This window comes from Nocardiopsis chromatogenes YIM 90109 (genome assembly GCF_000341185.1).
Lineage (GTDB): Bacteria > Actinomycetota > Actinomycetes > Streptosporangiales > Streptosporangiaceae > Nocardiopsis_A > Nocardiopsis_A chromatogenes.
On record NZ_ANBH01000346.1, the window covers coordinates 1 to 12,816 of the forward strand.

The window sequence follows — 12,816 nt, forward strand, 5'->3', positions numbered from 1 at the left end:
ACCCTGCCGGAGTGGTTGGCGACCACGTCCTCCCAGCTCGGGGGTTCCCACTGCTCGAAGTCCACGGCAGCGTCGGGGTCGGCCACCGCTACTCCTTTCACTCGTCCCGGGCACCGGTGGCGGCGCCGCGGGGAGGGACCGCGGGCCGGGTCGCCGGTTCCGGGGAGGGCTCACGTCGCCCACCGGGTTCGGGCCCGTCGGTACCTTCCCCTGTTCCAACGCCGGGACGCGCCGAATAAGTTCCTCCGGCGCAACCCGGTTCGGCCCGTGGTTTCGTGCACGCGTTCGGGCCGGTCGACGGGCTACGCTGGCCCTGACGAGACCGCCCGGAGGCTGAGGAGGCCGCCATCACCGGCACAGAAGAGACCCCCGCGCGGGGCGTGCGGTCGGGCGCCGCCGCGCAGGCGGCACTGGCGGCGGTGCGCACCGCGGCGCGCGGCGCTCCGGTGCGCCCGGTGGGCGAGGAGTCCGGATCGGCGCTGCGCTTCCTGGCCGCCGCCATCGGCGCGCGCGCCGTGGTCGAGATCGGCACCGGGTGCGGCGGCTCGGGCATCTGGCTGCTGCGCGGCATGGACCCCGAGGGCATCCTCACCACCGTGGACCTCGACCCGGTCTGCCAGGAGGCCGCGCGCGAGGCCTACCGCACCGCCGGGTTCTCGCCCAACCGGACCCGGCTGATCCGCGGGGCCGCGCTGGAGGTGCTGCCCCGGCTCACCGACGGCGCCTACGACATGGTCTTCGCCGACGCGGCCAAGACCGAGTACCCCGACTACCTGCGGGCGGCGCTGCGCCTGCTGCGCCCGGGCGGCGTGGTGCTGTTCCACGGGGCCGCCGACGCGGCCCCGGACGGCCCGCTGAGCGCCACCGACGCCGACGCGGCCGCCGTGCGCGAGACCGCCCGCGCGGTCCGCGAGGACGAGACGCTGGTCCCGCTGATGCTCCCGGTGGGGGGCGGCCTGCTCGCGGCCATCCGCGGCGGGGACGAGCACGAGTGACGGGCTCGCCCGCCGGGGCGGGGTGACCGTCGGCGTGAGGCCGCGGACCGCCCGCCGACGGACGGGGCGCCGGTCTGAGCCCACAGACCGGGCGGGCCCGGCCCGAACCCGCAGCGGCCTCGTCGGCCCGCTGGAACGCCCAATGGCGTGGCCCTGAGACCAGGCCCGTAGAAGGCACCGGCGGCGCCATGCGGTCCGGCGAAGAGCCGGTCGGCACGCTGTCGACGGAGCCGCCGACCGACGAGGACGCCGCCGGGGCCGCGCCGGGCGCCGCGCGGTCGGGCCCGGTCCGGCAAACCCGCCCTACCCCTCCAGCCAGCGCAGCAGGGTGCGGGTGGCGAAGCCGGTGCCGCCCTTGGTGAGCAGGCCCTGGTCGGACATGGACCGTCCGGGCCCGGCCACGTCCAGGTGGGCCCACGGCAGGCCGCCGGTGAACTCCCGCAGGAACAGGGCCGCCTCGGTGGCGCCGGGGTGGCCGTAGTCGCCGCTGGTGCCGATGTTGGCCAGGTCGGCCACGCGCGAGCGGACCGTGTCGGCGTACTCCTCGGTCAGCGGCAGGCGCCACAGCGGCTCGCCGGAGCGCTCCCCGGCCTCCAGCAGCGCCCGAGCCAGCGCGTCGTCGGTGGCGAACAGCGCGCCCATGCCGGTGCCCAGCGCCACCTTCGCCGCCCCGGTGAGGGTGGCCACGTCCACCAGGACGTCCGGCTCCAGCTCGGCCACCGCGTAGTCGAGGGCGTCGGCCATCACCAGCCGCCCCTCGGCGTCGGTGTTGAGCACCTCGACCGTGCGCCCGCCGTAGGTGGTGAGCACGTCGCCGGGGCGCTGCGCCGACCCGGAGACCGCGTTCTCGGCCACCGCCAGCAGGCCGGTCACCCGGGTGCGGCAGCCCAGCTCGCCCAGGGCCGACATGGCGCCGACGACCACGGCGGCCCCGCTCATGTCGGTCTTCATGAGCTTCATGTTGTCGTTCGGCTTCAGCGACAGGCCGCCGGTGTCGAACGTGATGCCCTTGCCGACCAGCACGACGTGCCGGTCCGCGCCCTCGGGGGCGTAGTCGATCCGCACCATGCGCGGCGGCCGGGACGAGCCCTGCCCCACGCCGAGGATCGCCCCGAAGCCCTCGCGCTCCAGGTCGTCCTCGTCCCAGACCCGCGCCTTCAGTCCGGCGTCGGCCGCGGCCTCGGCGGCCCGCCCGGCCAGCCAGGCCGGATCCTTCTCGCCCGAGGGGGTGTTGACCAGGTCGCGGGCCAGCGCCGCCGCCCGTGCCAGGGCGGTCCCGCGCCGGACGGCCTCCACCGGCTTGCCGTCGCCGTCGCCGCAGGCCAGCGCGATCTCCCCGACGGGCTCGGGGCCCTTGGGCGCGCTGGCCAGGGTGAACCGGTAGGAGGCGAGCAGCGCGCCCTCGGCGAACGCCGCGGCGCCCTCCCCGGAGTCCCCGGCCAGGCCGGGCGCGCCCGCGGGGATCGCCGCCCTGCTCCGCCCCTTGGCCAGGCGGGCCAGGGCGGCCCCGGCGGTGCGCATGTCCGCGGGCGTGCCCTCCCCGATGCCCAGCAGGGCCACCCGCACCAGTCCGCCGCCCAGGTCGGCGGCGAACTGCGCCGTCTCCCCGGCCCGGCCGGACAGCTCGTAGTGGGCGACCAGCTCGGCGAGGGGCGCCGGCAGTCGCGCATCAAGGTCGTCCGGGAGGCCGCCGGGCGGTCCGCCGACCGGCTCGGCGCCCTCGGCACCGGCCCGCACGGCCACCGCCACCAGGTCGGCGCCGGCCTCGGCGGCGGAGCCCACCACCGGGTGGATCTGGGTTGGGAAAGGCACGCTCGCTCGCAATCTAGGGGGACGTGTCGGATGCGGCGTCAGACGGCCGGCGCTCAGCCGACGGCGCCGTCCAGGGCGTCCTTGAGCTCCTTGGCCTCGTCCGGCGTGAGCTCGACGACGAGGCGTCCGCCGCCCTCGAGCGGGACCCGCATGATGATGCCGCGGCCCTCCTTGGTGACCTCCATCGGACCATCGCTGGTCCTCGGCTTCATCGCCGCCATGCCGTATCCCCTTTCATAAGGAAACTCTCGCGGAGGGCCTCCTCCGGCACCGTGCGGTGCGCCGGAGGCGCACCCGGTCCGATTCCGGGCCCCGTCCGCGCGACTCAGGGTTTCGATCCCCGTTCCGTCATTATCTCGGTTTTGCGACCGGAATGGGAACGATCGGACAGCCGCCGGGCCATCGGCTCCGAGGAATCCGAACAGTAAGGTTATAGCCGCAGCGCCGGAACGCGGGCGCCGGCACCGTTCACCCGAGCCGATCTGGAGTCCCACGTGGCCGACAACGACGCCGACACGAGCGCACCCGAGAGCGTCTCCTACGACCTGAGCGACGGGGTCGCGACCATCACCCTGGAGCGCCCCGACGCGATGAACTCGCTCACCCGGGCCGCCAAGGACGAACTGCTGGCCGCGGTGGAGCGCGCCAAGTCCGACGCGGGCGCGCGTGCGGTGCTGCTCACCGGGTCGGGCCGGGCCTTCTGCGCCGGGCAGGACCTGCGCGAGCACGCCGAGAACCTGTCGGAGGGCCGGGGCCTGGACGGCACGGTGCGCACCCACTACAACCCGATCGTGACCGCGCTGGCGAGCATGCCCAAGCCGGTGGTGGCGGCGGTGAACGGGGTGGCGGCCGGGGCGGGCGCCGCCCTGGCGTTCGCCTGCGACCTGCGGGTGGCCTCCGAGAAGGCGAAGTTCTCGATGGCCTTCGCCGGGGTGGGCCTGGGCTCCGACTCGGGGGCCTCCTGGACGCTGCCGCGCCTGGTGGGGCACGCCCGCGCCGCCGAGATGCTGATGCTGGCCGAGCCGGTGGACGCGCAGCGGGCCCTGGAGATCGGCCTGGTCAACCGGGTGGTCCCGGCCGAGGAGCTGGCCGGTTCCGCCCGGGAGCTGGCCGAGCGGCTGGCCCAGGGCCCCACGGTGGCCTACGCGGCGATCAAGGCGGAGCTGGCCTTCGGCTCGGGCCTGGACCTGGCCAATGCGCTGGACATGGAGGCGAGCCTGCAGGAGCAGTGCGCGCAGACCCGCGACCACAAGAACGCCACACTGGCATTCCTGGAGAAGCGGACCCCGGAGTTCGAAGGGCAGTAGCCCCTTCCCTCTCCGCGAATGCAATTGCACGCGGGGAGGGGCTCGGCCCCCTCCCCGCGGCCCTCCTCCTAGGAGAGCGTCCCCGTGGAGATCATGGTCGTGCCGTCGTGGGAGGTCGCCTCCCACCGGGCGTCGAGGGTGTCGTCGGCGCCGCCCTCGGTCAGGGTCAGCGTCGAGGTGTCCACACACCGGTCGTCCGAGTCGTAGGTCTCCACATAGTCGAAGACCAGGCGGGAGCCGTCCCGCTCCCGCAGCGTGAGGCTCCCGCGGCAGTCCAGGGTGAACCACTCCGAGCTGCCGCGCTCGGCGCCCGTCTCCAGCCGCACCCGGGCGTCCCAGTCGGTGACGTGCTCCCCGGCCTCGTCCTCCTGGATCATCTTGCCCTCCCAGGTGCCCGCGAAGGTGTCGGGCACGCTGGTGCCCGGCCCGGGGTCCTGCTCGGCGCCCGAACCGAGCACGAGGGCCGCGGCGGTGCCTCCGGCGACGACGACGGCCGCGCCCGCGACGGCGGCGGCGACCATCCAGCCCTTGCGGCGCCGGGCCGTATGGCGGGTGGAGCGCGGCGGCGGATACAGCGACATCCTCCGCACCGGCGAGGGGGCGTTCCCCTCCTCTTCGGCCGGGCGGGTCGATGAGCCGCTCACCGCGCGCCCCAGGGGCGCGCGGCGGGGTCCGGCCTTGCCTGCATCGCTCTCATCTCTTCCTCCCACGCGAACCGGGGTGGGCCCGGATCGCCCGTCCAGCGATCGAGGATAGGCGACCCCGCGAGCGCCCGCTCCGCGCCCCGCGGGCTCAGGCGCCGCGCCCCAGGAAGCACCCGGCCACGTGGTCGTCGACCACCCCGGTGGCCTGCATCGCGGCGTAGGCGGTGGTGGGGCCGACGAACCGGAACCCGGCCGCCTTGAGGCGCTTGGCCAGCGCCGTGCTCTCCGCAGTGGAGGCGGGCACGTCGGCGTCCGCGGCGGGGGCGGGGCGCCCCGCCTGCGGGGCGTGCTCCCAGACGGCCGCGGCGAGCCCGCCCGGCAGCTCCAGGGCGGCCCGCGCGTTGCCGATGACCGCCTCGATCTTGGCGCGGCTGCGGATGATGCGGGCGTCGGACAGCATCCGCTCCACGTCGTCCCCGCCGAAGGCCGCCACCTCCTCGATGGCGAACCCGGCGAAGTGCTCGCGCAGGGCCGCGCGCTTGCGCAGCACGGTCAGCCAGGACAGCCCGGCCTGGAACGCCTCCAGGCTGATGCGCTCGAACATGCCGCGGTCGGTGCGGACCGGGCGCCCCCACTCGGTGTCGTGGTACTCGGCCAGGTCGGGGGTGCCCAGCGCCCAGGCGCAGCGGGGGCGTCCGTCGGGGCCCGCCGGCGCCGAAGCGTTCGGGGCGGTGTCGTTCGCGGTCATGGGGTCCTCCCGGCGGGGGTCGCTGTCGGGGTGCCGGGAGGGGCGGGTTCAGCCGTGGGCGGCGCGGCCGGCGGGTGCGTCCTCACGCGGGGCCGCCATCTCCTCCGGGGCGGCGTCCCGCCCGGGGGCGGGGGCCGCGGAGGGGTCGGGGGCCTGGGGCGCGCCCGCGCCCCCGCCGTGGGAGGCGGACGCCCGGGGCTCGGAGGGCCCGGCCTCCGGGGGCCGGATCGCGGCGGGCCCACCCGCCGGGGGGCGCGGGTAGAGCACCCGCGGACCGGCCGGGGCACCGCCCTGGGCCAGGCGCCGCTCCAGGTCGGCGATGCGCTCGTCCCGTTCGGCCAGCGCCGCCGAGAGCCTGCGCAGCACCTCGTCGACACCGCGGACATGGTAGCCCCAGAACGCCAGCGGCAGGGCGACCCGGCCCACGTCGGCCGGGGTCAGCGGACGGGTCTCGGGCAGGTCCAGGGGTGGGTGGTCGGCCTCGAAGCGCGCCAGTTGGCCGCCCTTCCCCATGACCGCGTAGGCGACGCCGGCGAGAACGGCGACCGCCGACAGCGAGATGAGGATGAGGATCGTTGGGTTCACGGTTCCGATCGTGCCACATCGGCGCGGACCGCGGACGGGCCCCGGCGTGGCAGACTCGGCGGTATGGGGATGAGCGGCGGGGACGGGGACGCGCACGGGCCGACGCAGGTGCTGGGGCCCGGGGCGGCGGCGCCCGAGGGCGCCGCGGACGCCGGGCACCGCCCGCCGCCCGGTCGGGTGCGCGCCCTGGCCGCCGACGGCGCCCCGGTGCTGGTGCGGTGCGAGGCCGACGACCCGGCCGAGAGCGCGGCCCTGGTCGCCCTCTACGCGTGGCTGGGGGCGCGGCTGTTCACCACCGCGCACCCCCGCGCCGCCCGCCAGGCCCTCGACATGGCCCTGGCGGTGCGCGGCGACCGCGCCCCGGCGGCGGTCCGCCGGGGCCTGGCTTAAGGCGTGTCTCTCGGGTCATTTTCGGCTCGCGACCACCAGGACGGCCCCCGCTGCGCCACCCTGGCGGGAGGCGCAGTAGGGGCGACGGCCGCGCGCCGATCGAAAAGCCTCGCCGATCGAAAGGCCTCCGAGAAACACGCCCCAGCCCCTCGCTACCGCTCGTCGCGGAGCGCCTCCGCCTCCCCGGCGACGGCGCGCACCTCGGTATCCCGGCGCGCCTCGCTCTCGCGGCGGGCCGCCATGTCCGCGTGCGCCTTGGCGATGATGTCGACGACCTCGCCCGGGTCGTCGGTCAGGTACATCAGGTCCGGGTCGTCCGGGGAGATGACCTCCTCGGCGCGGAGCCGGTCGCGGATCCAGTCCACCAGGCCGCCCCAGAAGTCGGTGCCCACCAGCACCACCGGGAAGCGGGTGACCTTCCCGGTCTGCACCAGGGTGATCGACTCGAACAGCTCGTCCAGGGTGCCGAAGCCCCCGGGCAGCACCACGAACGCCTGCGAGTACTTCACGAACATCGTCTTGCGGACGAAGAAGTACCGGAAGGTGACGCCCATGTCGACGTAGTCGTTGAGGGACTGCTCGAACGGAAGCTCGATGCCCAGGCCGATGGAGGGGCCCCCGGCCTCCTGCGCGCCCTTGTTGGCGGCCTCCATCAAGCCCGGCCCGCCGCCCGTGATGACCGTGTACCCGGCGCGCGCCAGGTCGCCGCCGATGGTCTCGCCCAGCCGGTAGTGGTCCGACCCCGGCCGGATGCGGGCGGACCCGAACACGCTCACCGCGGGGCCGACCTCGGAGAGCAGCCCGAAGCCCTCGACGAACTCCGACTGGATCCGCAGCACCCGCCACGGATCGGTGTGCACCCAGTCGACCGGACCCCTGCGGTCCAGGAGCCGCTGGTCGGTGGTGGTGTCCGGGATGGCGCGGCCGCGGTAGGTCAATGGGCCCGCCCGGCGGATCTTGTCAGCATCGGTCATGGGGACAAACTATCTCCGGCGGCAAGGCCCGCGCCCGCGCCGCCGCCCCCGGCCGCGAACCGTTCGCTCAGGCGCCGCCGCCGGTCAGCCATTCGGTCATCCGCCGCTCGGCCTCGTCCACCAGCGCCAGGTCGGCCCACTCGTCGCGGGTGTGCGCCAGGGTGGGCTCGCCGGGCCCGTAGTTGACCGCCGGGACCCCCAGCTCGGCCATCCGCGCCACGTCGGTCCAGCCCAGCTTGGCGCGGGCGCGCCCGCCGCCGACCGACGCCACGAACTCGGCGGCCGCCGGGTCGTCCAGGCCGGGCCGGGCGGGCGGCGCGGCGTCGGTGACGCGCACGTCGAACCCGTCGAAGACCTCCCGCAGGTGCGCCTCGGCGTCCTTGACCGACAGGTCGGGGGCGAACCGGTAGTTGACGGTGACCGTGCACTCGTCGGGGATGACGTTGCCCGCCACGCCCCCGGAGGCGAAGACCGCGTTCAGGCCCTCGTGGTAGCGCAGGCCGTCCACCTCCGGCTCGCGCGGGGTGTAGGCCCGCAGGACGTCCAGGATGCGCCCGGCCTCGTGGATCGCGTTGCGCCCCATCCATGAGCGGGCGCTGTGGGCGCGCTCGCCGCGGGCGATGACCTCCACCCGCATGGTGCCCTGGCAGCCGCCCTCGATGACGCCGCCGGTGGGCTCCATGAGCACCGCGAAGTCCCCGGCCAGCCACTCCGGGTGGTCGCGGGCCAGCCGCCGCAGCCCGTTGCGCTCGGCGTCGACCTCCTCGCAGTCGTAGAAGACGAAGGTGAGGTCGTGCACGGGCTCGGTGAGCGCGGCGGCCAGGCGCAGCTGCACCGCCACGCCGCTCTTCATGTCGGAGGCGCCGCAGCCGTAGAGCCGGTCCCCCTCGCGCCGCGAGGGCACGTTGCCCACGATCGGCACGGTGTCGATGTGCCCGGCGAGCACGACCCGCTTGGCGCGGCCCAGGTGGGTGCGGGCCACCACGGCGTCGCCGTCCCGGTCCACCCGCAGGTGCGGCAGGCCCGAGAGCGCCTGCTCGATCATGTCGGCCAGGGCGCGCTCGCCGCCGCTGACCGACTCGGTGTCGACGAGGCGGGCGGTGAGGGCGCGGACGTCGTCTGCGAGGTTGAGCATCGCCGGAACCTTCGGGGTCGGGGGCGGGGGCACACGGGCGCGTGGGCCGCCCCGCGCAGCGGGGCGGCCCGGTCCGCCGGGAGGCGCGTCAGGCGTTGACGCCGTGCTCCCGCAGCATGTCGTTCAGGGCCAGCTTGTCGTGCTCCTGCCCCTCCTCCAGGCGCTTGAGCACCAGCAGCACCGGCATGCCGAAGTCGCCGCCGGGGAAGCTCTTGACCCGGTTGGCGGTAACGCACACCGACCAGGCGGGGGCCTCGCCGCGGGGCAGCTCCTCTCCGGTCTCGGCGTCGTAGACGCGGGTGGAGGAGGTCAGGATGGTGCCCGCGCCGAGCTTGGCGCCGCGGCGCACCCGGGCGCCCTCGACGACCATGCTGCGCGAGCCGAGGAACGCGTCGTCCTCGATGACCACCGGGGAGGCCTGCGGGGGTTCGAGCACGCCGCCCACGCCCACGCCGCCGGACAGGTGGACGTTCTCGCCGACCTGGGCGCAGGAGCCCACGGTCGCCCAGGTGTCGACCATGGTGCCCGAGCCGACCCAGGCGCCGAAGTTGGTGAAGGAGGGCATCAGCACGACGCCGGGGGCCAGGTGGGCGCCCCAGCGGGCGATGGCGCCCGGGACGACGCGCACCCCCTCGAAGCGCTTCTTCAGCGGGATGCGGTCGTGGTGGTAGAAGTCGCCGACCTGCGACTCCTCCATCCCCAGCACGCGGAAGCTGAGCAGGATGGAGCGCTTGGCCCGCTCGTCGACGACCACCTGGTCCGTGTCGGCGTCGACGAAGGCCACGCGCGCCTTGCCGGCGTCGAGCTCGTCGACCGCGCCGATGATGGTGTCGCGGGCGGCGGTGTCGTCAGGGGTCAGCTCGGAGCGGCGCTCCCAGAGCTCGTCGATCTCCTTGGGGAGCGGACTGGTGAACGAGGTGGTCATGGGAGGTGAGCCTACTGGTTCACGGGCGCGCCGACGAACCGGCGGAGCCTCGGTGTGGCCGCCCCCGCGCATGGACGGTACGCTCCGGCGCGGCGCCGCCTGCACGGCGGTCCCCCCGGAGACGCTCTACCATTTCGGGTAGCGAACACCCCGGTTCAACGGCGTGAGACCCGCACGTCCCCCATCACGCCCGGGGGCCGGTCCCTGTCCGTTCGGGGCGCACGGCCGCGCAGCGCGGCCCGCCCCATGACTCCAACGGCCTGCCTGTGCACGAGAAGACCCGTCCGAAGAAGCGGAAGAGGATCTCCGCCTTCGTCAAGATCCTCGCCGTCCTGACCGCCGTGTGCGGCGCCCTGGTCGCCGCCGGCTACTACGTGATCAGCTCGGTCGAGCCGGTGGAGATCGACCCGCCGGTGGCGGCCGGCTGCACCGTGCGCGTCGACGGCACCACCGACCCGCTGGAGCCGGAGCAGGCGGCCAGCGCCGCCACCGTCGGCGGGGTGGCCTTCAGCCGCGACCTTCCCGAGCACGCCGTCGTCGTGGCCTACGCCACGGTGTGGCAGGAGACCAAGTTCTTCAACATCGACTACGGCGACCGCGACTCGCTCGGCCTGTTCCAGCAGCGCCCCTCCCAGGAGTGGGGCTCCCCCGAGCAGATCATGGATCCGGTCTACTCCAGCAACGAGTTCTACGCGCACCTGGAGAAGGTGGACGCCTACGCCGACATGCCGGTGTACGAGGCCGCGCAGGCGGTGCAGCGCAGCGCCGACGGGTTCGCCTACGACCAGCACGAGAACCGCTCCCGGACGATGGCGCGCGCCTTCACCGGCTCCGAGGGACCCGCGGTGACCTGCTGGCCCGAGCAGCCGGGCCGCACGCCCGGGGAGTCGCCCTCTCCGTCCCCGTCGCCGTCGGCCCCCACCGACGTGGACGGCGCGGTCGAGGAGATGAAGCGGGTGTTCGGCGCCGACCCGGGCGCGCTGCCCCCGCCCGGCGAGCGGCCGCAGACGGGCGATCTGGGTTGGGCGATGGCGCTGTGGGCCGTGGCCAACTCCGAGGAGTACGGGATCACCTCGGTCAGCTATGAGGACCAGCGCTGGACGGCCGAGAACGGCCAGGAGGGGTGGCAGAGCGTCCCCGACCGGGCGCCGGACGGCCAGGTCGTGCTGGGCTGAGCCGCCCGCGGGGCGGGCGGATACAGGGTGTTGCGCGGGGTCATGCCCGTAGGAGGCGCCGGAGGCGTCAGGCCCGTCACAAGGCCGCCGTGTCCCTTGATACGGCGACGACACGTCCCGCTGGGGTAGCGCTGTAGGGCCTGCCCCACTTGTCGGTTCGGGCCGATGTGTCGTCACAGTACCGAAAGCGGAGGGGTCGGCCTGAGCGTGCTGTCACCCGATGAGAACGCGGTGAAGGGCGTCCGGGCGTCGCACACGAGGCCGTGACCCACGCGACATCCCCTACGCCGCCGGGGTCTCCAGCCGCTTGACGGCGGCCTCGATGCGCTCGTCGGTGGCGGTGAAGGCCATCCGCACGTGGCCGGAGCCCTTCGGCCCGTAGAATTCGCCGGGGGCGACCAGGATGCCGCGCTCGGCCAGCTCGGCCACGGCGCCCCAGGCGTCCAGGCCGGGGCGGCGCGCCCACAGGTACAGCCCCGCCTCGGAGTGGTCGATGGCCCACCCGGCCGACTCCAGCGCCCCGCGCAGGGCCTCGCGCCGGGCGCGGTAGCGCGCCTTCTGCTCCTCGGCGTGGGCGTCGTCGTCGAGCGCCGCGCCCATGGCGGCCTGCACCGGCGCCGGGACGATCATCCCGGCGTGCTTGCGCACCGCCAGCAGCTCGGCGATCAGCTCGGAGTCTCCGGCCACGAACCCGGCCCGGTACCCGGCCAGGTTGGAGCGCTTGGAGGTGGAGTGCACCGCCAGCAGGTTGGCGTGCGAACCGCCGCACACGTCCGGGTGCAGGACCGACAGCGGCCGCTCGCCCTCCCAGTCCAGGTCCAGGTAGCACTCGTCGGAGGCGACGATCACCCCGCTCTCGCGCGCCCAGTCGACCACCTTGCGCATGTGGTCGGCGCCGAGCACGCGGCCGGTGGGGTTGGCCGGGGAGTTGATCCACACCAGGCCCGGCCGCTCGGGGCCGAGCGCGGTGAGCCCGTCGGCGGGCAGCGGCCGCGCGCCCGCCAGGCGGATCCCGGCGTCGTAGGTGGGGTAGGCCAGCTCGGGGTGGACGACGGTGTCGCCCTCGCCCAGGCCCAGGAGCGTCGGCAGCCAGGCCACCAGCTCCTTGGTGCCGATGGCGGGCAGCACGTCCTCCTCCGGGTCGACCCGGACGCCGTGCCTGCGCTCCAGCCATCCGGCGACCGACGCGCGCAGCGCCGGGGTGCCGTGCGTCGCCGGGTACCCGGGGGCGTCGGCCGCGGCGGCCAGCGCCCGCTGGACGACCTCGGGCACCGGGTCGACCGGGGTTCCGATCGACAGGTCCACGATCCCGTCCGGGTGCGCCGCCGCCGTCGCCTTGTGCGGCGCGAGGCGGTCCCAGGGGAAGACGGGCATCCGGTCGGCGAGGCGTCGTCGGTTCGCCATCACAGTTCCCCCATCACAGTTCCGCCGTCACGATCTGCTCCGCGCGGCTCGGGCCCGCCCCCGTCGTTCCCGGGGCGGGCGTTCGCGGGACCGGGCCCGGCGGTGCCGGGCCCGGTCCCCTGGTCCTCCGGAACGGCCCTACCCGCACCGCACGGGCGCCAAGCGGCGCCGTGCGGCGCGGACCGCCGGCCGTCCCGGTGTCGCCCGCGGTCCGGGCGCATAGGTCGTTCCGGCTACTCGCCTTCCGCCTGCGGGGGCAGCTTGGCGATGATCGGGTGGTCGGTGTCGTACTTGCCGACCTTGGACGCACCCCCGGGGGACCCGATCTCGTCGAAGAACTCGACGTTGGCCTTGTAGTACTCGGACCACTGCTCGGGCAGGTCGTCCTCGTAGTAGATGGCCTCCACGGGGCACACCGGCTCGCAGGCGCCGCAGTCGACGCACTCGTCCGGGTGGATGTAGAGCATGCGCTCGCCCTCGTAGATGCAGTCGACAGGGCACTCCTCGATGCAGGCCTTGTCGAGCACATCGACGCACGGCTGCGCGATGACGTAGGTCACGTCGTTACTCCTCTTCGGTCTTCGCCACGTTGACCGCGTGCAAGGGTCTTCGCTGTCGTAGCCTGGGCGACGCCGGGCATCCGGCACGCGGACTCGCCGGGCTCACGTCAGACGATTCGCAGATTCCAGTATTGCGCTCAGTGGGCTCACGTGCCCAATTGG

General features: G+C 74.9%; 14 protein-coding genes. 4 read left to right on the top strand and 10 right to left on the bottom strand.

Going from position 1 to position 12,816, the window contains the following annotated elements:
- Positions 1-380: 380 nt before the first annotated feature.
- Complete coding sequence (locus tag D476_RS0129635; RefSeq protein WP_017627503.1) at positions 381-995, top strand: O-methyltransferase; 615 nt, start codon at positions 381-383, stop codon at positions 993-995.
- Between the two features lie 303 nt (positions 996-1,298).
- Here the strand turns inward: D476_RS0129635 and D476_RS0129640 are convergent, their stop codons facing one another.
- Positions 1,299-2,807, bottom strand: coding sequence for a leucyl aminopeptidase (locus D476_RS0129640; protein WP_040728745.1), 1,509 nt, complete (start codon positions 2,805-2,807; stop codon positions 1,299-1,301).
- A gap of 53 nt (positions 2,808-2,860) precedes the next feature.
- Positions 2,861-3,028 (bottom strand): DUF3117 domain-containing protein, encoded by a 168-nt coding sequence (locus D476_RS36870; protein ID WP_083932818.1) that lies wholly within the window; start codon positions 3,026-3,028, stop codon positions 2,861-2,863.
- Positions 3,029-3,301: 273 nt separating this feature from the next.
- On the opposite strand from D476_RS36870, the gene D476_RS0129650 reads away from it, so the two are divergent.
- Entirely contained in the window at positions 3,302-4,114 is an 813-nt protein-coding gene (locus D476_RS0129650; RefSeq protein ID WP_017627505.1) for an enoyl-CoA hydratase-related protein, read from the top strand.
- 68 nt (positions 4,115-4,182) lie between these two features.
- On the opposite strand, the gene D476_RS0129655 is transcribed toward D476_RS0129650, so the two are convergent.
- The 3 genes from D476_RS0129655 to D476_RS35080 all read right to left on the bottom strand — a co-directional run bounded on the left by D476_RS0129655 (position 4,183) and on the right by D476_RS35080 (position 6,091).
- A complete protein-coding gene (locus tag D476_RS0129655; RefSeq protein WP_026123977.1) occupies positions 4,183-4,758 on the bottom strand; it encodes a hypothetical protein in 576 nt (191 codons plus the stop codon).
- A gap of 148 nt (positions 4,759-4,906) precedes the next feature.
- Complete coding sequence (locus D476_RS0129660; protein ID WP_017627507.1) at positions 4,907-5,506, bottom strand: DNA-3-methyladenine glycosylase I; 600 nt, start codon at positions 5,504-5,506, stop codon at positions 4,907-4,909.
- A gap of 48 nt (positions 5,507-5,554) precedes the next feature.
- A complete protein-coding gene (locus tag D476_RS35080; RefSeq protein ID WP_017627508.1) occupies positions 5,555-6,091 on the bottom strand; it encodes a DivIVA domain-containing protein in 537 nt (178 codons plus the stop codon).
- 63 nt (positions 6,092-6,154) lie between these two features.
- On the opposite strand from D476_RS35080, the gene D476_RS0129670 reads away from it, so the two are divergent.
- Positions 6,155-6,481 (top strand): hypothetical protein, encoded by a 327-nt coding sequence (locus D476_RS0129670; protein WP_017627509.1) that lies wholly within the window; start codon positions 6,155-6,157, stop codon positions 6,479-6,481.
- A gap of 152 nt (positions 6,482-6,633) precedes the next feature.
- Here D476_RS0129670 and D476_RS0129675 read toward each other — a convergent pair whose 3' ends face one another.
- The 3 genes from D476_RS0129675 to D476_RS0129685 form a co-directional block, all read right to left on the bottom strand.
- Positions 6,634-7,455, bottom strand: coding sequence for an LOG family protein (locus D476_RS0129675; protein ID WP_051061878.1), 822 nt, complete (start codon positions 7,453-7,455; stop codon positions 6,634-6,636).
- 67 nt (positions 7,456-7,522) lie between these two features.
- Positions 7,523-8,590, bottom strand: a complete 1,068-nt coding sequence (dapE, locus tag D476_RS0129680) for a succinyl-diaminopimelate desuccinylase (protein ID WP_017627511.1) — start codon at positions 8,588-8,590, stop codon at positions 7,523-7,525.
- A gap of 88 nt (positions 8,591-8,678) precedes the next feature.
- Positions 8,679-9,515: a 2,3,4,5-tetrahydropyridine-2,6-dicarboxylate N-succinyltransferase gene (locus D476_RS0129685; protein WP_017627512.1), complete on the bottom strand. Its 837-nt coding sequence runs from the start codon at positions 9,513-9,515 to the stop codon at positions 8,679-8,681.
- 266 nt (positions 9,516-9,781) lie between these two features.
- On the opposite strand from D476_RS0129685, the gene D476_RS0129690 reads away from it, so the two are divergent.
- Positions 9,782-10,690 (top strand): hypothetical protein, encoded by a 909-nt coding sequence (locus D476_RS0129690; protein ID WP_017627513.1) that lies wholly within the window; start codon positions 9,782-9,784, stop codon positions 10,688-10,690.
- Positions 10,691-10,972: 282 nt separating this feature from the next.
- Here D476_RS0129690 and dapC read toward each other — a convergent pair whose 3' ends face one another.
- Together dapC and fdxA are read right to left on the bottom strand one after the other, a co-directional pair.
- Complete coding sequence (gene dapC, locus D476_RS0129695; protein ID WP_017627514.1) at positions 10,973-12,094, bottom strand: succinyldiaminopimelate transaminase; 1,122 nt, start codon at positions 12,092-12,094, stop codon at positions 10,973-10,975.
- A 233-nt stretch (positions 12,095-12,327) separates the two neighbouring features.
- Positions 12,328-12,654 carry a ferredoxin gene (gene fdxA, locus D476_RS0129700; RefSeq protein ID WP_017556681.1) on the bottom strand — a complete coding sequence of 109 codons (327 nt, stop codon included), beginning with the start codon at positions 12,652-12,654 and terminating at the stop codon, positions 12,328-12,330.
- Positions 12,655-12,816: the final 162 nt, after the last annotated feature.

Excerpts from the sequence above, each read along its gene's own strand:
- D476_RS36870 (WP_083932818.1), bottom strand. The coding sequence starts at position 3,028 with ATGGCGGCGATGAAGCCGAGGACCAGCGATGGTCCGATGGAGGTCACC.
- D476_RS0129660 (WP_017627507.1), bottom strand. The coding sequence starts at position 5,506 with ATGACCGCGAACGACACCGCCCCGAACGCTTCGGCGCCGGCGGGCCCC.
- D476_RS0129670 (WP_017627509.1), top strand. The coding sequence starts at position 6,155 with ATGGGGATGAGCGGCGGGGACGGGGACGCGCACGGGCCGACGCAGGTG.
- D476_RS0129675 (WP_051061878.1), bottom strand. The coding sequence starts at position 7,455 with ATGACCGATGCTGACAAGATCCGCCGGGCGGGCCCATTGACCTACCGC.
- dapE (WP_017627511.1), bottom strand. The coding sequence starts at position 8,590 with ATGCTCAACCTCGCAGACGACGTCCGCGCCCTCACCGCCCGCCTCGTC.
- D476_RS0129685 (WP_017627512.1), bottom strand. The coding sequence starts at position 9,515 with ATGACCACCTCGTTCACCAGTCCGCTCCCCAAGGAGATCGACGAGCTC.
- dapC (WP_017627514.1), bottom strand. The coding sequence starts at position 12,094 with ATGGCGAACCGACGACGCCTCGCCGACCGGATGCCCGTCTTCCCCTGG.